This is a genomic window from Saccharopolyspora pogona (assembly GCF_014697215.1).
Taxonomy (GTDB): Bacteria; Actinomycetota; Actinomycetes; order Mycobacteriales; family Pseudonocardiaceae; genus Saccharopolyspora; species Saccharopolyspora hattusasensis.
Genome location: NZ_CP031142.1, coordinates 7,769,263 through 7,790,011, shown reverse-complemented (window position 1 = coordinate 7,790,011; position 20,749 = coordinate 7,769,263). Strand labels below are relative to the sequence as shown.

The window sequence follows — 20,749 nt, the reverse complement described above, 5'->3', positions numbered from 1 at the left end:
CGATCATCGGCACAACGGCGTGTGGAGGTAGAACCCCGATGAGAACGCACAAGACCGCGCTGGCGCTGGGAGCGGTGCTGCTGGTGGCCGGCTGCGGATCAGGCCAGATCGGCGACACCGGCAGCGGGCAGACCGACCCCAACAACAAGAACCTCGCCCTGATCACCGGGATGCGCGGCGAGCCGTTCTACGTGTCCATCGAATGCGCGGCGCAGCAGGAGGCCGCCGCGCAGGGCTACCAGCTGAACACGCAGGCCCCGGAGAAGTTCGAGCAGGCCGAGCAGTCGCAGATCCTGGGCGGCATCGTCAGCACCAAGCCCGGCGCGGTGATCATCGCGCCCACCGACGACAAGGCGCTGGCCGCGCCGCTGCAACAGGCCAAGAGCAACGGCATCCAGGTCGTCGAGGTCGACACCGCGCTGGAGGACCGCTCCATCGCGGTCACCTCGCTGTCCTCCGACAACTACGCGGGCGGCCGGCTGGCCGCACAGACCCTGGCGAAGCTGGTCGGTGACAAGCCGGGATCGGTGCTGGCGCTGAACACGAAGGCGGGCACCTCCACCACCGACGAGCGGGCCAAAGGCTTCGAGGAGGAGATCGCCAAGCAACCGAACCTGAAGCTGCTGCCCACCCAGTACACCGAGAACGAACCGGCCACGGCCGCGCAGATCGTGTCGTCGACGCTGGCCGCGACGCCGGACCTGGTCGGCGTGTTCGGCACCAACCTCAACACCGGTGAGGGCGCCGCCACCGCGCTGTCCAACGCGGGCAAGTCGGGGCAGGTGCAGCTGGTCGGCTTCGACGCCAGCCCCAAGCAGGTGGACGACCTGCGCAACGGCCGGGTCCAGGCGCTGATCGCGCAGAACCCCGGCAAGATCGGCCAGGAAGGCGTCCAGCGTGCGATCGCGGCGATCAAGGGCCAGCCGGTCGAGCGGGAGACGCGGACCGAGATGATCGCCGTCACCCGCGACAACATCGACCAGCAGGCGCAGTACTTCTACAAGTCCCACTGCTGAACCTCGGGGGTCGGGGCCGGCGCCCGGGACCCGCGCACCGGCTTCCACCCCGCCCTGTGGCATAAGTACTGAATCCCATGTTCTCACCAGGAAAACCCTGCCCCACAAAGCTTGCGGCTGGATGCCTCGCTCAGGGGGTAGTCAAACGCCGGAGACGGGTGCATCGGTGAACCAATCGCTGGTGGACTCCGTTGATCGTTTACTCATCTCGGGCTGCTCTGCGAACTTCCCCAAGCCATGCCGTCGTGCCCGCATCGAGAAGCCAGACTGCGTGCGCGCACGCCGTGTCCACCGCCGCACCCGGCCCGTGTCCCCTGGGTTGGCTGACAGGAAGGTTCCCTTCCTTCGAAGCGCGGCCGCGTCGTCACCGACTCCGCGCTGCGGTCGGTGTCGCACCCTGAGGTGTACGCGGTGGGCGACGTGGCCGCGATCCGCCAGGGCTACGGCGTCATGCACGGCACCTGCCAGGGCGGCATGCCGACCGGTGTGCATGCCGCGTTGTCGATCATCCGCGCGCTGAAGGGCAAGCAGCCCAAGGCTTTCCGCTTCGGCTACCACCACACGCCGGTGAGCCTGGGACGGCACGACGCGGTGGTGCAGTTCACGCGCCCCGATGACAGCCCCCGCCGGATTTGTCTGACCGGCCGCATGGCGGCCCGGTATAAGGAGACGGTGACTGCCTCGCCGTGGCCGACCTACGGCCGCATGAAGAAGATGCCTGCCTCGGGTGCGTTCTGGCCCCGCGGCGGCCGCTTCACCCGGGTCCGGGATGCCCGGTGACCCATCCGGCCCCCAACCTCGACCAGCAGGTGTTCCACCAGCACCGCAACCTGCTGTTCTCGGTGGCCTACCGCGTCCTCGGCACCGCTGCCGATGCCGAGGACGCGGTGCAGGACGCCTGGATCAAGTGGTCGGCCGCCGACCGCTCACAGGTGGCCGACCCCAAGGCGTACCTGACGGATCGTGTCGAATCTGGCGCTGGAACGGCTGCGCTCCACCCGGCACAAACGCGAGACCTATGTGGGGCCATGGCTTCCGGAGCCCATCCTCACCAGCGGCGACACCGCTGACGCCGTCGCGGACGCCGAGTCGGTGTCGATGGCGATGCTGGTGGTGCTGGAAACGCTGAGCCCGCTCGAGCGCGCCGTGTTCGTGCTGAAGGAGGTCTTCGGCTTCAACCATGCCGAAATCGCTGAGGCAGTAGAGCGTTCCGAAGCCGCGGTGCGCCAGGCCGCGCACCGCGCCCGCGAGCACGTGCAGGTCCGGCGGCCGCGCTTTACCGCCGACCGGGCGCAGCAGCAGGAGATCACCGAGCGGTTCTTCGCCGCCACAACGGGTGGCGACATCAACACGCTCATGGAGCTGCTGTCCCCGGACGTCACGTTGTGGACCGACGGCGGTGGCAAGGTCCGCCAGGCCCTGCGTCCGGTCGTGGGCGCGGACACGGTGGCCGCCTGGTTCGCAGCCATCAGCACCGTCACCTACCAGGGCGTCGAGCCCGCCGACATGAACGCCGAACTCGCCGAGATCAACGGCGGGCCGGGCATCGTGTTCAGCGGACCGGGCCGCGTGATCGCCGCTGTCACCTTCGACTTCGACCCCGACGGCCGCATCACCACCATCCACAACGTGGCCAACCCGGACAAACTCCAAGCCATCGCCGCTGGCACCGCTCACGACGTCGGGCCGCAGTGAGCGCTGAAGGAGACCCGCCGCCGGCAGGCCAGACCGGGGAGGCACCGCGACGGCAGATGTCAGACGCATCCCGTTGAATTACGTGCATGCCGAGGTGGGTGCTGCACATGGACATGGATGCGTTCTTCGCGTCCGTGGAGCAGCTGACCCGCCCCACCGTCCGGGGACGCCCGGTGCTCGTCGGCGGGCTCGGCCCTCGCGGCACCGTCGCCGGCGCCAGCTACGAAGCGCGGGAGTTCGGCGCGCGGTCGGCGATGTCGATGGCCGAGGCCCGTCGTCGCTGCCCGGTCGCGGTGGTGCTCCCGCCCCGGTTCCGCGTCTACCAGGCCGTCAGCAAGCGGGCGTTGGGCATCGTCCGGGAAGTTTCGGACGTCGTCGAGCAGGTTTCGGTCGACGAGGCGTTCCTGGAACCGACCGAACTCGCGGGGACCGCCACGCCGCAGGTGGAGGACTTCGCCACGCGGCTGCGCGCGCGGGTGCACCGCGAGGTCGGCGTGACCGCATCGATCGGCGCGGGTTCCGGCAAGCAGCTCGCCAAGATCGCGTCGGGCCTGGCCAAACCGGACGGGACACTCGTGGTGCCGCCGGAGCAGCAGCTCGAACTGCTGTCGGGGCTGCCGGTGCGCAAGATGTGGGGCATCGGGCCGGTGACGGAATCGAAGCTGCACCGCATCGGCGTCCAGACGATCGGCGAACTCGCCGCGCTGCGGCTGGGCGACGTGACGTCGCTACTCGGGCAGGCGCACGGCACCGAACTGCACCGGCTCGCGCACGGCATCGACGAGCATCCGGTGGCCGAGCGCGCCGAAGCGAAGCAGGTCAGCGCCGAGACGACGTTCGACATCGACATCTCCGACCAGGTGAGGCTGCAGGCCGAGGTCGCCGGGATGGCTGAGTCCGCGCACCGCCGGCTGGTTTCGTCGGGGCGCGCCGCCCGCACCGTGACGATCAAGATCCGGGATTCCGACTTCACCACGATCAGCCGCGCGGAAACGTTCGCGTCGGCGACCAGCGATCTCGGCGCACTCTCCGCCGCGGCGCGGCGGCTGCTGCCCGTCGCCGTCCCGCCGGGCACCCCGGTCCGGCTGGTCGGCGTCTCCTACTCCGGGTTGGCGACCTCCGAGCAGGAGCCGCTGTTCGACAACCCCGCCGACCGGCAGGAAGCCTCGGTTCCCATCGTGCGGCCGGTCGCCGAGCCGCGCCCGGAGCCGTCGAGCCGGCACTGGCGGGCGGGCGACGACGTGCGGCACGACGAGTTCGGGCACGGCTGGGTGCAGGGCGCCGGGCACGGCCGGGTCACCGTCCGGTTCGAAACCGCCGTCAGCGGGCGCGGGGTGGCCCGCACCTTCGCCACCGACGATCCGGCTCTGACCTCGGCGGATCCGATGGAAAGCCTCGGCTGGTAGCCGCGCTCAGGCCTGCGGCGGCGGGAGCTGCCGCTTGTACTGGCCGACCCACTTCTGCGGGGCGATCGCCTGCACCGCCCCCTCCAGTTCCTTCGGCAGTCGGCTGAACGGCGGCAGCTGGAACCGGTAGCGCTCCCCGGGCAGTCCCGGCAGCGACGAGGCCTCCCCCACCCGCCAGCGCTCGAGCTCCGGGTGCCGCGTCGCGAACCCCGGATCCGCCGGGTAGAGCTCCAGCGCGTGGCGCTGCTCCGGTGCGACCGGGCGCCGGTGCTGGACCCAGGGCAGCGTGCCGATCCCGACGGCCTTGATCTCGTCCCACGCGATGCCGAACACCTCGCCGCGGGTGCGAGCGTAGAAACCGCTGCGGTCGAACAGGAAGCCTCGGCTGTTGAGCATGCCCCGGGAGGCGGTGATGAACCACAGGAAGATCACGCCGAAGACGAGTTGCCAGATCCACATGCCGACGCTGTTGCCGTTGTTGACCAGCACCGCCGCGATCAGCACGGTGAGCAGGCCGCTGATGCCGCCGCCGATTAGCAGCGCCTTGAAGCTGCTGGCGCTGACGTCGACGTCGTGCGCGTCGGCGCCCAGCAGCGTCGGCCGGCGCCCGCCGCCGGGCTGCACCCGGGTGGCGGGCTCCGGCGGACCGGCGTGCTCCGAGGTGTAGCGGGCGGTGCCGCGGGGGTGTGCCGGGACAGTCGCCCGCTCATGCTCGACCCGGTCAGTCCGTTGCCATCCCCCTGGAAGCCACTTCATGCCGTCCAGGGTAGCCACGCCGCGGCTAGTTGATCACGATCGGTGCGGGATCTCCGGTTCGATCTCAGGGTCGGTCCGGGACGGATCAAGCCTTGGGGACCCGGAGGATCAGGGCATCGCCCTGGCCTCCGCCGCCGCACAGCGCCGCCGCACCGGTGCCACCACCACGACGCTTGAGCTCCAACGCCAGGTGCAACGCCAACCGCGCACCCGACATGCCGATCGGGTGACCCAGCGCGATCGCACCACCGTTGACGTTGACCCTGTCCTCACCCACACCCAGCGCACGAGCGGACACGATCCCCACCGCCGCGAACGCCTCGTTGATCTCCACCAGATCCAGACCCGCGGCGTCGACCCCCTCCTTGACGCACGCGGCCCTGATCGCATTCGACGGCTGCTCATGCAAACTCGCATCCGGACCCGCCACCACACCATGCGCGCCGATCTCGGCCAACCAGCTCAACCCCAGCTCCTCGGCCCTGGCCTTGCTCATCACCACGACCGCCGCCGCACCATCGGAAATCTGCGACGCCGAACCCGCCGTGATCGTGCCATCCGCAGCGAAAGCCGGACGCAACTTCGCCAACGTCTCAACCGTGGTGTTAGCACGAATGCCCTCATCGGCATCCACCACCACCGGATCACCCTTGCGGCGCGGCACCTCGACCGGGGCGATCTCCTCCGCGAACACACCCCGCTCCACCGCCGCAGCGGCACGCTGGTGCGAACGAGCCGCGAAAGCGTCCTGCTCCTCCCTGGTCACGCCATACCCAGCGTTGTACTTCTCGGTCGACAAACCCATCGCGACCTGGTCGAACGCGCAGAACAGGCCATCGTGAGCCAGGTGGTCGAGCATCTGCACGTCGCCATACTTGAAACCCTCCCGCGACCCGGTCAGCAGATGCGGCGCCTGCGTCATCGACTCCTGACCACCGGCCACCACGATCTCGAACTCACCCGCCCGGATCAGCTGATCAGCCAACGCGATCGCATCCAACCCCGACAGACACACCTTGTTGATCGTCAACGCCGGCACATCCATCGGGATACCCGCGGCCACCGCCGCCTGCCGCGCCGGAATCTGCCCCGCACCAGCGGTCAGCACCTGACCCATGATCGTGTACCCGACCTGATCCGGACCCACCCCAGCCCGCTCCAACGCCGCCCTGATCGCAACCCCACCCAGCTGCGCACCGGAGAAGTCCTTGAGCGAGCCGAGCAACCGCCCCATCGGGGTCCGCGCACCCGCCACGATCACAGAACTACCCACCACTGCCTCCCGTGCGTCTTCGCTGACTACCACGTCATCGATGCGTCGCAGCACCATCATGGCCCCGCGGGCATGCCCGGACCATACCTGCGATGACACCCGGTGCCGCCTGTGACGACCGCCATAAGCGGCCGCCGGTGACAGGAAGGTTCCCTTGCTCACAGTTCCTGGCCCGGTGCTGCCCGGCAGTTACGGGCCGGTCGGAGTGACAGGAAGGTTCCCTTCCTCCCTCCCGCACCGCTGCGGTTGGTCAGCAGTTGCCGGTGCCGGTGGTGGTGTCGCAGAGGCTGGATTCCTCGGCCCAGGACAGCTTGGTGCGGGCGTTTACGCCGAGTTCCCGGGAGGCCGACACGTCGGTGTCCGCGCCGGATTGGGCCTTCAGCCAGTACCGCACCTCGTACTTCTTGCCGCCTTCGGCGTAGGTGAAGACGTAGAAGGGCTCCGGTACCGGGGCGGGCCCGAAGTCGGGTGCGGTCCAGGCGTCTTCGCCCTGCGCCTTGCTCGGGTCGACGTGCAGGCAGTCGTATTCGGCGCCCTCGTAGGTGCAGGTGCGCGGCTGCGCCCCGCCGTACCTGTTGACGCTGTCGTCCTTGGTCACACCGCCGGCTTCCAGCCGCTGGTAGATCGACTCGCAGGCGCCGGTGTCGCAGGCGTGCCAACCCTTCCAAGCGGCGGCGCGGGCGCTCGCGGCGGTCGATCCGCCGTTGATCGCGGCGCAGTACTTGTTGACCATGTACGGTGCCATCTTCTTCGCTGCACCGACCGAGTCGATGGCGGTTGCGGCGGTTTCGCCGGCGCCGAGCCCGGCCGAGTCGAGCTGCCAGATGCCGACGCCGGGGTTGAAGAACAGGCCCTTCGCGCGCTGTTCGGGGTCGGTGAGGGAGGTCTGGTCGTCGTAGCGGGACAGGGTCATCGGCGACGGGGCTTCGCCGGATCCGGCCACTTCGGGCCAGGTCGTGGACAGCGTCAAGTTGGTGGCGGCCTGGGCGCTGATCGTGCAGTTGGCCGCTCCGGCTGCGGTCGCCGCGGCGGAACTCACCGCTTCGTACGGTTCGGCCCCGAACACCAGCGGCCCGGGCGCCACCCACGCCCGGTCTCGGCGCAGCTGGTCCGCCCTGGGGTTGTCGCCGCCTCCGCCGCTGTTCACGCCGTTGCCACCGGCGGCCAGCGCGGCGGGAACGCCGAGTCCGATGGTGAATCCGAGCGATGCCACCAGGATCGCGATCTTGCGGGCGGATCCACGTTGCCTGCTGACCATGTTTGCCCCTCTCGCGTGAATCGGCCACATGCCGTGCGTAGCAAGGTCACCCGACTCCGCTCGTCGGGGCAATTCGATCTTCCGGATTTGCACGTATTCCCGGAGATTGCGGCCGCGAGTTAGGCTGCCGCCATGCGAGCTGAATTGAGCGGTCTGGTCACGGCGGTGGACCACGTGGGCATCGCGGTGGCCGATCTGGACGCGGCCATCGCCTTCCAGCGCGACGCCTTCGGCCTGCAGGTCACCCACTCCGAGGTCAACGAGGAGCAGGGCGTGCACGAGGCGATGCTGCGCGCGCCCGGCGACACCACGGGTGCCACCCAGATCCAGCTGCTCGCGCCGCTGCGCGAGGATTCGGCGATCGCGAAGTTCCTGGACCGCAACGGCCCCGGCCTGCAGCAACTCGCCTATCGGGTGACTGACATCGAGGCGGCCTCGGAGGCGATTCGCGCCAAGGGGTTGCGGCTGCTCTACGAAGAACCGCGCCGAGGCACGGCGAACAGCCGCATCAACTTCGTGCACCCGAAGGACGCCGGCGGCGTCCTCATCGAACTGGTCGAGCCCGCCGAAGTCCACTGAGGATGCCATCGCCGGCCGTGAGCCTTTCGGGCTGCCACAGCGACAGTAGCCACAGCAACCCAGAAGACTCACGGCTTATGCCGCCGGGAGCAGCAGCATGCGACGTTCGGCGATCTTCTCGACGGCCGCCCGGCTGTAGGCGAGCGGGAAGTAGTTTCCGGTGCGCCAGGATTCGGCCAGGTCCCGGTAGTGCGGGTCATCCGGGTCGCCGGACTGGCCGGGGGTGTTGACCGCGATCGACGAGTCCCAGTTCCCCACGTCGAGGATCATCCGGAACGACGGGCCGTTGGTCTGCCGGAAGTCCTGGGTACGGTACGACGACTGGTTCACGGTGTCCGGCGAGCCGCCGCGCGGCAGCGGGCCGACGTTGAACCGGGCGCGATCGGAGTCGTCGAACGCCCCCGACGCCGGGTGCCCGAAGAAGCTGTGGTGCAGCTTGCCCCACCTCCAGTTCCCCTCGCCGCGCCCCAGCAGTTCCTGCACCTCGGCGTAGGCGGAGCGCAGCGTGTCCAGCAGCAGCCGGTCGCGGGCCGCGGCGTCGGGCAGCCACCTGCCGGGCTTCTCCAACTCGCCCAGCAGCACCAACGTGTCGGCGTCCTCGATCACCTCGGCCGCCTTCGGCACCGCGGCGCGCACGAATCCCGGCCCGAGGTGCTTCGACAGCCACACCTCGAACAGCGCCGCGGCGTTCGAATCGGCGGCCTCCACGGCGTCCCACCCGCGCAGCAGGCGCAGCGCGCGGCGGAGGTCGGACTCGCCGCTGTCCAGATTGGACAGCACCGCGATCAGCCGCCTGGCTGGGATGGACAGCTGGTCGTTCTGCAGCGCCGCGGAATCGGCCACGCTGTGCTTTTTCTGCCGCGAAAGGACCTCGACGATCCGCTGGTGCCGGAACGGGTTGGTCCACTCGAACCCGAGGCCCTTGTCCTGGCACTCCGGCGGCAGGTTGAACTGGTTCGCGGTGGCGATGAACCCGTCCGCCGGGTTGAGCTGGCGCGGCAGGTCGTCACCGGAGTAGAAGCCGTTCCACTCGTAGCGGCCGTCGCCGGGCACCGGCAGCAGGCCGTCGTAGCCGACGCGCTTGGGCGCCAGGCCGCCCGGCACCCAACCGATGTTGCCTTTCACGTCGGCGTAGACCTGGTTTTCCGTGGGCGCGCCCCAGTTGCGCATCGACTTGGTGAAGTCGTCGAAGTTGCGGGCCCGCATGTAGGAGACGCTGCCGAAATATGGCGACATGCCCGGTTCCAGCCACCCCGTCCGCACCGCGTACGCCAGGTTTCGCCGCTCGTCCACGCGGATCACCGGCCCGTGCCTGGTGAAGGCCAGTTCGACGGTGCGCTCAGCCTCGTCGCGCACGGTCACCTTCTCGCGCCGGATCGTCATCGACTCCCACCCGTCGCGGTACCGGTAGCGGGTGCGGTCGTCCGGGTCGAGCTGGTAGACGTACAGGTCTTCCTGGTCCATCGGGAAGATGGTGAGCCCGAACGCGATGGTCCCGTTGTGCCCGATGGAGATCCCCGGCAGCGCCGGCTCGCCCGCGCCGATGACGTCCAGGCCGGGGGCCGACAGGTGCGCGATGTAGCGCAGCGACGGAGCCGAGTAGGCCCGGTGCGGGTCGTTGGCCAGGATGGGGCGTCCGGTGGCGGTCCGCTGCCCGCCGATCACCCAGTTGTTGCTGCCTTCGGTGGTCGCGTCGCGGAGCGCCCTGGTGATCGCGCCGTTGGTGAACTCGACCTCCTGGGTGGCCAGCTCGAAGACCTCGAGCACGTCCGCGGGCATCGCGCACGGGTCGAAGCCATCGGGCACGGTCGTCCGCCGATCGGGCTGCAGGCCCTGCCGGACCAGGTCGGCGTCCACCCCGGCGGCGCAGGCCACCTTGGCGCGCTTGACCTCGCTGGTCAGATTGCGGGTGAGGCCGTGGCTGCGGATGCGCACCACGTCCTCCGGTTCCCACCGGGCGGGCACGTAGCCGAGGATGCCGAACTCGGGCGGCAGCTTCTCCGGGTGCTCATCCAGCCAGTCCAGGTAGGCGTTGATCCCGGCGGTGAACTGCGTCGCGATCCGCCGCGCGTCCTTGGCGTAGCGCGCCCATTCCACGTCCATGTCGCCCCGGTAGAGGAACAACCTGGTGGCGCGGTCCTGCTCGACGTAATCCGGGCCGAGCACCTCGGCGAGCTGCCCCAGGCCGCGGCGGCGCCACAGGTCGATCTGGAACAGCCGCTGCCGCGCGGCGTTGAAGCCCTGGGCGAGGAAGACGTCGTCCTCGCTGGTCGCGTAGAGGTGCGGGACGCCGTAGCGGTCCTCGATCAACTCCACCGGGGCCCGCAGCCCCCGCACCCGGTAGTGCAAGTCACCGGCGGCCGAGCCGCTGGGAGTCGCATCCGCCGCCGTCGCCATCACACCGGCTCCGGCGATACCGGCAGCCGTCGCGACGAGCCCTTGCCGCCTGGAAAACCGAACCTGCCCAACACCCTCCACCACGACCTCCCGCATCGGCCAACTGCAGGAGTTCTAGCGCGGGCAACGATCTTTCACAAGATTGAAAGAACTTCAGGATCAGTTCAGTGACGCCGCGAAAAATGAGCGCTGAGGAGGAAAATCAGGCGGGCTTGATCTTCCGCGGCTTACCGACGCCCAGCTCCAGCGCCCTCGCGACGAAGCTGATCTCGCGGTCCAGCTCGTCGTCGTGCGCGCCGTGCCGGGCCACCGAGTGCCGGTGGTTGACCACCCTGGCCAGCAGCACGGCGGCGGTGTCGATGTCGCAGCTGACCGGCCCCGGCGGCAGCGCCAGCTCGATCACCCTGCGGATCAGCTCCACCACCGTCCGGAACCGCCGCTGCAGCGCCTGCCGCACCGCGACGTGCGTGTCCGCCTCCCGCCACAGCAGGTGGCTGAGCATCAACGACGACTCCAGCCGCGCGTCCAGCTCGCCGACCAGCCGGCGCAGGCTGCCCGCGACATCGCCCCGGACCGCCACCCGATCGGATTCCACCAGGTCCTCGGGCAGCCGCTCCACCAGCGCCGTCAGCAGGTCCTGCTTGCGCCGGAAGTAGTAGTGGATCAGTCCTTTGGGGACCTCGGCCCGCTCGGCGATCCGGGAGGTGGGCGTGGCATCGAAGCCGTGCTCGGCGAATAGCTCGCCGGCCGCGGCCAGGATGCGCTCCCGCGCGGACTCGCTCTGCGCCGCCTCGACGAGCTCGTCCGAAGTGGACGGCCGCTTGCGGGCGCCGCGATCACCCGGTGCCTGCGCCATGGATCCGACCTCCAACTTCCGGCCGGCTTCCACCGGGCGAGTTGACCAAAAGAACGCGCGGCCCGGACGTTACCGCCGGACCGCGCTGTGTCGCACTCGCGAGTGGTCGTGGTCGTACGAGCGACCACCTAGTGCTGGCCGGCCACCCCGCGGTGTGCGGCGTTGGCCTCGGGCAGTGCGGCGGCACCGGCGATGACGGCCAGGACGCCGACGATCCAAGAAGTCCACGAGGCTCCCGTGAACATGCTGTAGCCAAGGACCCACGGCGAGATGAACAGCAGCACACCCAACAGCATGTGGCTGTATTCGCTGGTCATCGACCCCGGCACGGCGAGCGACCACACGCTCGCGATCAGCAGCAGCGCACCCAGGACGATCATCGCAGACATCGCCGACCCGTTCGTCGACGTCCATATCGTCGCGAGGATCAGGTAGGCGCCCAGCACCACTCCGGCCCAGTCCTGCCAGCGGATCCACGGTTTGACAGTCGAACCGCTCGACCTATCGGCCACGTCGATCACCTCCACTGCACCCGACTTACACCTCCATCTTCACCCTTGGTTGGCCAGCCGGTCAAGAGTCTGCTTCCCACGGTCTCGCCCTGTTCGCCACTCCCGCCGACGGACCGGGATCCGCCCCCCGTGGGTGACCACCGACACCCCGCGGCGAAACCTCGTCCGGGGTGCTCGTCGGAGGATTCCGCGCCGGGCGAGGAAAATCCGGCGGATACGTGCCACACCTCCCACAACAACGTCGTCTTCCAGGTAACTTGGTTGCCATGGGCCTTGCCGACGACCGCGATTTGCTGCCACTGGGATCGGGATTCGACCTCGCTCGCAAGAACGGCTACGACCGCGCCCAGGTCGATGAGCACCTCGAGCGACTCGACGCCGACATCCGCATCCTCTCCGCGGATCGCGACGCCGCGGTCTCCCAGGCACGGGATCTGTCGAAGCAGCTCGAATCCGCCCGGTCCGAGATCGAGAACCTGCGCGGCCAGGTCGAACGGCTCGCCAAGCCGCCGACCACGATGGAAGGCCTCAGCGAGCGGCTGCAGCGGATGCTGCGGCTCGCCCAGGACGAGGCGAACGACATCCGGGGCCGCGCCGAGAACGACGCGTCCCAGATCCGCGCGCGCTCCGAGTCCGAGGCGAACAACCTCCGCAACCGCTACGAGCGGTTGATCTCCGAGGTCGACAGCCGACGCAGCGAGATGGAGACCGAACACCGCTCGCTGATGGACAAGGCCAAGGCCGAAGCGGGGCGGATCACCCGCGAGGCCGAGGAGAACCGCAAGCGCGCCGACCAGGAGGCCGAGGCCCGCCGGACCCAGGTCGAAGAAGACTTCGAGATCGCGATGGCCGCGCGCCGCAGCGAGTCCATGCGGACCCTCGCCGAGCAGGAGGCCACCAGCAAGGCCGAAGCCGAGCGCCGCGTCCGGGAAGCGACCGAAGAGGCCAACCGCCGCCTGCGAGAAGGCACCAACGAGGCGCACCGCCGGGTCCGCGAAGCCACCGACCAGGCGAACCGCATGGTCACCGACGCCACCGCGAAGGCGGAGCAGCTCACCCTCGAATCCACCGAGGCCGCCCAGAAGCGCGAGCAAGAAAGCACGGAAGCGGCCCAGAAGCTCACCCGCGCGTCCACCGAGGCAGCGCAGAAGCGCGAGCGGGAAAGCACCGAGGCCGCGCAGAAGCGCGAACGCGAGAGCACCGAGGCCGCGGAGAAGCGGATCCGGGAGAGCAAGGCGGAAGCCGAGCAGCTGGTCCGCGAGGCGACGGAGAAGTCCGAGCGGCTGGTCCGCGAGGCGACGGAGAAGTCCGAGCGGATGGTCCGCGAGGCGACGGAGAAGTCCGAGCGGATGGTCCGCGAGTGCACCGAAGAGGCGACCCGCCTCATCGACGAAGCGACCCGCGAGAGCAAGCGCCTGGTCGCGACGGCCCGCGAGGACTCCCAGCGCCGCCTCGGCACGACCACCGAGGAAGTCCAGCGCCGCCTCGCCAAGGCCGACAAACAGGTCCACTCCCTGACGGAACTGCGCGAATCGGTGGCGAAGAAGCTCCGCGACGCCGCCGAGATGCTCGGCCAGACGACGCCCCTCCTGGAACGCCTCGCCCAAGAGGACTCCGAAGAGGACAAGCTCCGGGAAGCGGCGGCGGAAGCCCGCGAACAAGCCCGCGAGGACGCCGAAGCCGCCCTCGCCCGAGACTCCCGCGACGACGCGGCGAAGCCGGGCAACGCGACGAAGCCGGGCGGGGCCGCGAAGTCGGGTGACCAGGCGAAGCCGGCGACGAAGTCGCCGCAGGCCGGAGCCGCGAAGCAGAGCGAGGCGCAGCCTGCGAAGCAGGCGAAGCCGAAGGGGCAGGGCGGCAAGCCGTCGGGTGGCGGCGAAGCCGTCGACGACGGGCCGACGGAGCAGATCCACCGGGACACGGCCCGCGGCCATAGCCCGCACGACGAGCCGACGCGCCGCATCCAGCTGCCGGTGCCGGACGGCAAGGGCCAGCAGCGCTCCCACAGCGCCACCCGCATCGACGCCACCAACCAGCAGCGCCGGTGATCGCAGCTCCTGACGAGCCAAGACTTTCGCGAACTAGTGGCCCGCTCGCCCTCGATCACTGGTCGGACCCACGACAGGCGGCGGTCCGGCGCGTACTTCGTGCTGCCCAGCGAAACGGCCGAGCAGTTCAAGCGATCCGAAGCGGATGCCAAGAAGTCGCCTGATCGCAGCATCGAGCGGGATGCACGGCCACCGGGCGAGAACTAGCGCTCAGCCGAGCCGGGAAAGCCAGGGGCGGACGGCTTCGGCGAATGCGTCCGGCGACTCGATCGACGGCAGGTGCCCGGCACCGGGCAGCGTCACGAGCTCGCTTCCTGACAGCGCGCCCGCGAGTTCGCGCGCGTTCTCCGGCGGCGTCAGGGTGTCCTCCTCGCCGACGACCACCAGCGCCGGGCCGGTGTAGGACCGGAGGGTTTCGACACTGTCGGGGCGTCCCGCCATCGCCCGCTGCGCCCAGGCGACACCATCCGCGGGCTGGGCGTAGACCAGGTCTCGGACGCTGGCGACGACCTCTGGCCGTCGTTCGTGCGTCGTGCTTCCCAGCAGGTTAGGCAGGGTGCTATCTGCGAGCCAGCCGCCGGTGCCCTCGCGTGCCGCTCGATCCGCGACCTTGAGGCGGTTGGCACGCTGCTCGTCGTTGTCGGCGACAGCCTTGGTGTCGACGAGAAGCAGACCCGCGACCCGTTGTGGCGCGGACCGCAGCACCGCCATCGCGACGTAGCCGCCCATCGAGCATCCGCCCAGGACGACCTGCGGCAGCTCCAAACGGTCCAGCAGGGCCAGGATGTCGGCGGCCGCGAGGTCGAGGCTCGGGTGCTCGGCCGTGCGGCGGTTCTCCCCCGGCTCCGCCAGGCTCCGCGCCGACGAACCGTCCAGCGCGCTCTCGCCGAGCCCCCGCTGGTCCGGGGTGATCACCCGCAGCTGGTCGTCCAGGAGGCCCCGGACCGGATTCCACATCCGCGCGTCCAGCGGGAACGCGTGCAGCAGCACCAGCGGCGTTCCGGCTCCCGATTCGATGTAGTGCACAGGCCCCATCCTGCCGGACCACTTCGGCGAACACGCCTCAACAGGCCGGGCCGCCGGATGCAGCATGGGAACCTTCCTGTCACTGCCCGCCGCCGGGCTCCCCTAGAGGCCCCAGGACTGGGCCAGGTGCCAGGGGGTGCAGATGTTGACGTCCAGCAGGTATGCGCCGGCTTGGCCGCACTGCCCGTCCGAGGTGCCGAGGTCATCGCGCCGCCCGCGGACAGTCCCTTAACGTAGACCGGGGGCCGGGTCCGCGCCGGTGCCGTCGATCGCGCGCCGGACCATTTGCGCGATCCATTCGGCCTCGCCCTGGCCGCGCGTGGTGTCGCCGGGCTGGAACCAGTTGAAGCACCGGCTGCTGTTGTTCGCCGATTCCCGTTTTCCCCAGTGGACATCCGGGCGACGCCGTCGCCGAGTAGGACCAGCGCGTCACCGAGCTGACCGCCGCGGCGAAGGTCGCCACCTGGCCGTGAGTGCTTTTGGGCGCCATAGCACCGAAAATCGCTCACGGGCGTTGGGCTGGGCGGATCCGCGAGGCCTGCAAGTTGTGCAGGCGCAGTGCGAGTTGGATCTCCAGCGCTCGGTCCGGCGCTTGCCAGTCGCAGCCGAGCAGGGAGCCGACGCGGTCCAGCCGCTGCACGACCGTGTTGACGTGCACGTGCAGGGCGTCCTTGGCCCGGGTGAGGTTCGCCCCGGCGGCGAAGTAGGCATGCAGCGTGTCGACCAGTTCGGTGCTTCGCCGGGCGTCGTAGTCGAGCACCGGTCCGATCGTTCGGCGCACGAAACCGCCCAAGTCGGTCTGCTCGCCCAGCAGCACGCCGAGGAACCCGAGCCCGTCCATGGCCGCACCCTCGCCGATCCGGCCGAGCGCGAGCAAGGCGCGCAGGCAGCGGGCCGCTTCGGCGTGGGCCGCGGCGATCTCCTGCGGCCCACGCGCCGGACCGGCCGCACCGACGGTCACCGGGGTGTCCACGATGGATCGCAGTTCGGCGGCGATGCGGGACGCCGTCGCCCCCGGATCGCCTGCGGGCACCAGGAGGACGACCTCCTCGGCGTGCATGCCGGCGAGCGCGGTGCACCTGCCGGCCGCCACCGCCAGCCGCGTGCGGGGCACCCTGTCGGCGTGCGCGATGAGCACCGCGTGCGGCTCGACGAGGTCCAGTCCGAGCCGCTCGGCGCGGGCGAGCAGCGCGCCCGGGTTGCGGTCGGGCGAGGTCAGCAGGTCAGTGAGCAGCTCGCCGCGCACCTCGTCCTCCGCTTTCGCCACGGATCGGCGCAGCATCAGCAGCAAGGCGGTGACCACCGCCGCCCGCTCGAAAAGCCGCCGGTCCGCGTCGACCAGATCCGCCCGCCCGACCAGCACGATGCTGCCGAGCAGTTCCGGCCCGGCCTGCACCGCGCACACCCAACCGTCCGATGTGGACACCGCACGACCGGCTGTCCGAGACGTCGCGACCGCTTCCGCCGGCGGCTCGGGCGGCGTGGAGCCCGAACCCGTCAGCTCGGTGCCGTCCGCGTCGAACATCCCGATCGAACCGCGCAGCACATCGGCCACCGCCGCGGCCACCTCGGGCACGTCGCCGCCGCGCAGCACCAAATCCATCAGCCGGTCGTGGGCCTCCTCCGCGCGGTGCAGGGCCTCGCTGTGCGCGCTGATCTCCTCCAGCAGCGCGGCGTTGTCCAGCGCGATCGCGGCGTGGTCCGCCAACGAGGACAGCAGGGCGACCTCGTCCGGGGTGAACTCGCGGCGCGTCCGGTCGGAGGCGTAGAGCACGCCGATGACCTGGTCGCCGAGCGTCAACGGCACGCCCAGGATCGCGGTCAGCCCCTCGTCGCGGACCGCCGAGTCGATCGGCCAGGTGTGCCGGAACCGCTCGTCCGCGAAGTAGTCGTGGGTCGCGTACGGCTGGGCGGTCTGCGCTACCAGCCCGCCCAGTCCCTCGCCCATGCCGAGCGTGACCTTCTGGAACAACCGCGACACCGACCCGTCGGTGACCCGCATGTAGGTGCGGCCGGCAACCTCGTCGTTGAGGCTCAGGTAGGAGACGTCCACCCCGAGCAGCGTGCGGCCGCGGCGCACGATCGACCGAAGCACCGCGTCGGTGTCCCGCAGCCTGGCCAGGTCGCTCGCGGTGTCGAACAGCGCGCTCAGCTCGGCCTCGCGGCGGCGGTGCGCACCTAGTGTGCTGTGGACCCGCAGCGCCAGCGCGGTGACCTTGCCCAGCTGCGGGTTCTCGACCGCCACGTGCGCCAGCTGCTCGCTGCTCGCGCCTGCGGCGAGCAGTTCGAGCAGCCGGACCACGTCGTCGTTCACCTGCTCATCTTGTCACTGCTGCACGGGCTTCCGGTGCCTCGTCGTGCAGCGAACTGCCCGCCGTCTCCTTCGCCAACACGACCGCGACCAGCGTGATCGCGCACATCGTGAGGACGTAGACCGACACCGCGACGGTGCTGCCGAAGCCCTGCAGCAGCGCCACTGCGACGATCGGCGCCACCGCACCCGCGGCGATCGAGGACAGCTGCCCGCCGATGGAAAGCCCGGTGTAGCGCACCCGGGTCGGGAACTGCTCGGCGAAGAACGCCGCCTGCGGCCCGTACATCGCGCCGTGCAGCAACAATCCCACGGTCGTCGCGACCGTGATCACCACGGCCGATTTGCTGTCCAGCAGGGCGAAGAACGCGAAGCCCCACGCCGCCATCGCGACTGTTCCGAACAGGTAGACCGGCTTGCGCCCGATCCGGTCGGACAGCGCGCCCCACAGCGGGATCGTCGCGAAGTGCAGCAGCGAGCCGATCAGCACCGCGTTCAACCCGACCGACTTCGGCAACCCCAGCGGACCGGTGACGTAGACCAGGATGAACGCGGTGAGCACGTAGTACGACACGTTCTCGGCCATCCGCGAGCCGATGGTGACCAGCACCTGACGCCAGTGCGACCGGAACACCGCGACCACCGGGACAGTCTTGGTCTCTTCGCGCTGCTCAGCCTTCGCCTGCACGGCCAGGAAAACCGGCGACTCGCTGACCGCGAGCCGGATCCACAGGCCGATCACCACCAGCGCGCCGGAAAGCAGGAACGGAACCCGCCAGCCCCAAGCCAGGAACGCCTCGTCGGACTGCGTCGCGGCGAGCACCGCGAGCACCGCGGTGGCCAGCAGGTTCCCGCCGGGAGCCCCGCACTGCGGCCACGACGCCCACAGCCCGCGGCGCCGGTCGTCGCCGTGCTCGGACACGATCAGCACCGCGCCGCCCCACTCGCCGCCCAGCGCGAAGCCCTGGACCAGCCGCAACAACGTGAGCAGCAGCGGCGCGACCACGCCGACCGCTGCATAGGTGGGCAGCAGCCCCATCGCGCAGGTGGAACCGCCCATCAGCAGCAGGCTGAGCACCAGGAGTTTCTTGCGTCCGATCCGGTCGCCGAAATGCCCGAACACCAGCCCGCCCAGCGGCCGGGCGAGGAACCCGATGGCGTAGGTGGTGAACGCCAGCAGGGTGCCGGTCAGCGGATCCGCCTGAGGGAAGAACAGATGGTTGAACACCAGCGCGGCGGCCGAACCGTAGAGGAAGAAGTCGTACCACTCGATGGTCGTGCCTATCAGGCTGGCTCCGACGACCCGCGCGATCGAGCCGTTCTGGTTGCTGGCCAAGGGAAACACTCCTTTGTGTCTGGGCCGGGTCAGGCGGCGGTCCAGCCGCCGTCCATCGGTACGGAAGCGCCGGTGAGGTGTGCCGCGTGCTCCCCGCAGAGCCAGCGCACGAGCTCGGCGACCCGATCGGGATCGATCAGCCGCTTGAGCGCGGCGCGCTGCAGCAGGATCCGCTCGACTACATCGGACTCGTCGAGGCCGTGCGCGGCGGCCTGCCCTGCGATCTGGTCGCGCACCAGCGGCGTGTCGACGTAGCCGGGATTCACGCAGTTGCTGGTCACGCCGTGCTCGGCACCCTCCAGGGCGACCACTTTGGACAGTCCTTCGAGCGCGTGCTTCGCGGCGACGTAACCGGCCTTGAACTGGCTGGCCCGCAGGCCGTGAACGCTGGAGACGTGCACGATCCGGCCCCAACCCCGGGAGTACATGTGCGGCAGCACCTTGCGGGCCAGCAGGAACGGGGCGGTCACCATCACCTGCTGCATGCGGACGAAGGTCTCCGGCGGGAACTCGGGCAGCGCGGCGACGTGCTGGAAACCCGCGTTGTTGACCAGGACGTCGACCTCGGCGGGAAGCGAGTCGACCGCTGAGGCATCGGCCAGGTCGACGACGTGCGCCCAGCCTCCGACGTCGGCGGCGACCCGGTCGGCGGCGGGCCGATCGAGATCGACGACGTGCACCTTCGCCCCGGACTCGGCGAGGGCCCGCGCGCACGCTCGCCCGATGCCGCTGCCCGCGCCGGTCACCAGCGCAACGCGCCCGTCCAGCCGGTTGTCACTCATGCCACAGGACGTTAAGCGGCGAACCCCGCAACGCCTATGTGTGCAGACACCACAACACCACTGGCTTCCATGGCCCTTTTCCCCACGACTGGTGCCGGGCGGGTGCCAAACCGCCCGGCACCGGGTCGGCGTCAGCTCACCGCTCGCGCCTGAAATGGCCGAGGCGGCCGTGCGGTGGGCGAGCCGGCACCGCCCCGACCGGCCCGTGCTGATCGTGACGGATGCGGACAACGCGCCTTCGGTGCGGGTCGCCGAGAAGCTCGGGTTCATGCACCACCTGGAGCGCCTCCGCGACGGCCATCCGGAGCTGGTGTTCCGGCTACCGGCTCAGCACCCGAGCCCGTGACGTGCGCAAGGGAACCTTCCTGTCACCCGTCAACCGGGGCGGTCAGGAGTCGATGATGGTGACCGGGCGGGTTTCCGACAAACCGTCCCAGGTGCGCGGCAGCGGCGTCGGCACGTCCGGCGCGACGACCCGCACGATCGCGTCCAGCGCGGCCTCCGCCTTGCCGACCCACAGATGCTTGGTGTCCGGGAAGCCGATCACCTCGGCCTGCGGGATCGCCGCGAACCGCCTGCGCGCCTCGTCCGGGCGCAGGTAGTCATCGAACTCCGGGATCAGCGCGTGCACCGGCTTGCCCGATTCGGCCCAGGCCGCCAGGTGCTCCTCGGTGCTCCAGCGCAGCGGCGGGGAGATCAGCACCGCGCCCTCGACCAGCGGGTCCAGGCCGTGCACCAGCGTCAGGTCGGTGCCGAACGACCAGCCGACCAGCCACACGTTCGGCAGGTCGTGGAACTCGGCGAACTCCAGCGCCGCGGCCACGTCGAACCGCTCGCTGTTGCCGCCGTCGAAGCTGCCCTCGCTGCGTCCCGCCTCGCTGACGGTGCCGCGCGTGTTGAACCGCAGCACTGCGAGGCCGGCGAGCGCGGGCAGCCGGAACGCCGCCTTGCGGTAGATGTGGGAATCCATCATGCCGCCGTGGGTGGGCAGCGGGTGCAGACAGATCAGCGTCGCCCGCGGCGGCCGGGACTCCGGCAAGGCCAGCTCACCGATCAGCTTCAGCCCGTCGGCCGTGTGCAGGGTGATCTGTTCGCGGCGGGCCGGCAGCATCGTGTTGGCGCGGATCTCGGTGCTCATCGCCCCGATCCTGCCACGAACGAGTGGCAGACATGGTGTGACGTGCTACGACCAGCGCCGCGTCGGCCCGCGCCGACCGCGCGCGTTCCAGCATCCGTTGTGCCAGTGGCGCCGGTCCGCGACGCCGCCCTGCTCCGCTTCCGGCCAGGCCACCACGTGCGCGATGCCAGGTCTGATCTCGTGGTCGCAGCCCGGGCACCGGTAGACCTTCGTGGCCTGCGCGGCCGGCACGGTGCGCACCATCCAGTCGCCGCCCGGGCCGTGTTCGACGCGGGACATGCCGAACGCGGTGCCCATCGCACGGTGGCTGGTGTCCTGGGTCAGGCCCTTGGGGCGCTGTGGTCGGTTACGTCGAGGCAC

At 70.1% G+C, this 20,749-nt stretch carries 18 protein-coding genes and 1 pseudogene; 7 read left to right on the top strand and 12 right to left on the bottom strand.

The genetic code is table 11. The annotated features are described in order from the left end of the window. The first annotated feature begins 38 nt into the window (after positions 1-38). The 4 genes and pseudogenes from DL519_RS36760 to DL519_RS36745 all read left to right on the top strand — a co-directional run bounded on the left by DL519_RS36760 (position 39) and on the right by DL519_RS36745 (position 4,117). Complete coding sequence (locus DL519_RS36760; protein ID WP_190821693.1) at positions 39-1,016, top strand: ABC transporter substrate-binding protein; 978 nt, start codon at positions 39-41, stop codon at positions 1,014-1,016. A 411-nt stretch (positions 1,017-1,427) separates the two neighbouring features. After that, a complete protein-coding gene (locus DL519_RS36755; protein ID WP_223839983.1) occupies positions 1,428-1,796 on the top strand; it encodes an NAD(P)/FAD-dependent oxidoreductase in 369 nt (122 codons plus the stop codon). Next, positions 1,793-2,711: pseudogene (locus DL519_RS36750) on the top strand (RNA polymerase sigma-70 factor). Before DL519_RS36755 ends, DL519_RS36750 begins: the two are co-directional and overlap by 4 nt. A gap of 86 nt (positions 2,712-2,797) precedes the next feature. Beyond that, the gene (locus DL519_RS36745; RefSeq protein ID WP_190821691.1) at positions 2,798-4,117 is read left to right on the top strand and encodes a DNA polymerase IV; all 1,320 of its coding nucleotides are present in this window, start codon (positions 2,798-2,800) and stop codon (positions 4,115-4,117) included. A 6-nt stretch (positions 4,118-4,123) separates the two neighbouring features. Here DL519_RS36745 and DL519_RS36740 read toward each other — a convergent pair whose 3' ends face one another. From DL519_RS36740 to DL519_RS36730, 3 genes are all read right to left on the bottom strand, one after another. Next, a complete protein-coding gene (locus tag DL519_RS36740) occupies positions 4,124-4,891 on the bottom strand; it encodes a hypothetical protein (RefSeq protein WP_223839982.1) in 768 nt (255 codons plus the stop codon). A gap of 67 nt (positions 4,892-4,958) precedes the next feature. Next, positions 4,959-6,146, bottom strand: a complete 1,188-nt coding sequence (locus tag DL519_RS36735) for an acetyl-CoA C-acetyltransferase (protein WP_190821689.1) — start codon at positions 6,144-6,146, stop codon at positions 4,959-4,961. 250 nt (positions 6,147-6,396) lie between these two features. Beyond that, entirely contained in the window at positions 6,397-7,404 is a 1,008-nt protein-coding gene (locus tag DL519_RS36730) for a hypothetical protein (RefSeq protein ID WP_190821687.1), read from the bottom strand. 132 nt (positions 7,405-7,536) lie between these two features. Here DL519_RS36730 and mce point away from each other — a divergent pair, with 132 nt between their 5' ends. After that, positions 7,537-7,983, top strand: coding sequence for a methylmalonyl-CoA epimerase (gene mce, locus DL519_RS36725; protein WP_190821685.1), 447 nt, complete (start codon positions 7,537-7,539; stop codon positions 7,981-7,983). 75 nt (positions 7,984-8,058) lie between these two features. Here mce and DL519_RS36720 read toward each other — a convergent pair whose 3' ends face one another. From DL519_RS36720 to DL519_RS36710, 3 genes are all read right to left on the bottom strand, one after another. After that, the gene (locus DL519_RS36720; RefSeq protein ID WP_223839981.1) at positions 8,059-10,476 is read right to left on the bottom strand and encodes a penicillin acylase family protein; all 2,418 of its coding nucleotides are present in this window, start codon (positions 10,474-10,476) and stop codon (positions 8,059-8,061) included. A 106-nt stretch (positions 10,477-10,582) separates the two neighbouring features. Further along, entirely contained in the window at positions 10,583-11,236 is a 654-nt protein-coding gene (locus tag DL519_RS36715; protein ID WP_223839980.1) for a TetR/AcrR family transcriptional regulator, read from the bottom strand. A gap of 128 nt (positions 11,237-11,364) precedes the next feature. Beyond that, positions 11,365-11,763 (bottom strand): SPW repeat protein, encoded by a 399-nt coding sequence (locus DL519_RS36710; RefSeq protein WP_190821681.1) that lies wholly within the window; start codon positions 11,761-11,763, stop codon positions 11,365-11,367. A gap of 251 nt (positions 11,764-12,014) precedes the next feature. On the opposite strand from DL519_RS36710, the gene DL519_RS49535 reads away from it, so the two are divergent. Then, the gene (locus tag DL519_RS49535; protein WP_190821679.1) at positions 12,015-13,796 is read left to right on the top strand and encodes a M protein; all 1,782 of its coding nucleotides are present in this window, start codon (positions 12,015-12,017) and stop codon (positions 13,794-13,796) included. Between the two features lie 210 nt (positions 13,797-14,006). Here the strand turns inward: DL519_RS49535 and DL519_RS36700 are convergent, their stop codons facing one another. The 4 genes from DL519_RS36700 to DL519_RS36685 all read right to left on the bottom strand — a co-directional run bounded on the left by DL519_RS36700 (position 14,007) and on the right by DL519_RS36685 (position 19,251). Continuing rightward, the gene (locus tag DL519_RS36700) at positions 14,007-14,831 is read right to left on the bottom strand and encodes an alpha/beta fold hydrolase (protein ID WP_190824433.1); all 825 of its coding nucleotides are present in this window, start codon (positions 14,829-14,831) and stop codon (positions 14,007-14,009) included. 496 nt (positions 14,832-15,327) lie between these two features. Then, complete coding sequence (locus tag DL519_RS36695; RefSeq protein ID WP_190821677.1) at positions 15,328-17,136, bottom strand: helix-turn-helix domain-containing protein; 1,809 nt, start codon at positions 17,134-17,136, stop codon at positions 15,328-15,330. Between the two features lie 4 nt (positions 17,137-17,140). Next, on the bottom strand, positions 17,141-18,469 hold the full coding sequence (locus DL519_RS36690; protein WP_190821676.1) for an MFS transporter: 1,329 nt from the start codon (positions 18,467-18,469) through the stop codon (positions 17,141-17,143). Between the two features lie 29 nt (positions 18,470-18,498). Then, positions 18,499-19,251, bottom strand: coding sequence for a 3-hydroxybutyrate dehydrogenase (locus DL519_RS36685; protein ID WP_190821674.1), 753 nt, complete (start codon positions 19,249-19,251; stop codon positions 18,499-18,501). A gap of 154 nt (positions 19,252-19,405) precedes the next feature. Between DL519_RS36685 and DL519_RS36680 the strand changes: the two genes are divergently transcribed. Next, positions 19,406-19,597: a GNAT family N-acetyltransferase gene (locus DL519_RS36680; protein WP_190821672.1), complete on the top strand. Its 192-nt coding sequence runs from the start codon at positions 19,406-19,408 to the stop codon at positions 19,595-19,597. Between the two features lie 42 nt (positions 19,598-19,639). On the opposite strand, the gene DL519_RS36675 is transcribed toward DL519_RS36680, so the two are convergent. Both DL519_RS36675 and DL519_RS36670 read right to left on the bottom strand, forming a co-directional pair. After that, positions 19,640-20,389, bottom strand: a complete 750-nt coding sequence (locus DL519_RS36675) for an alpha/beta hydrolase (RefSeq protein ID WP_190821670.1) — start codon at positions 20,387-20,389, stop codon at positions 19,640-19,642. 45 nt (positions 20,390-20,434) lie between these two features. After that, the gene (locus tag DL519_RS36670; RefSeq protein WP_190821668.1) at positions 20,435-20,749 is read right to left on the bottom strand and encodes a hypothetical protein; all 315 of its coding nucleotides are present in this window, start codon (positions 20,747-20,749) and stop codon (positions 20,435-20,437) included.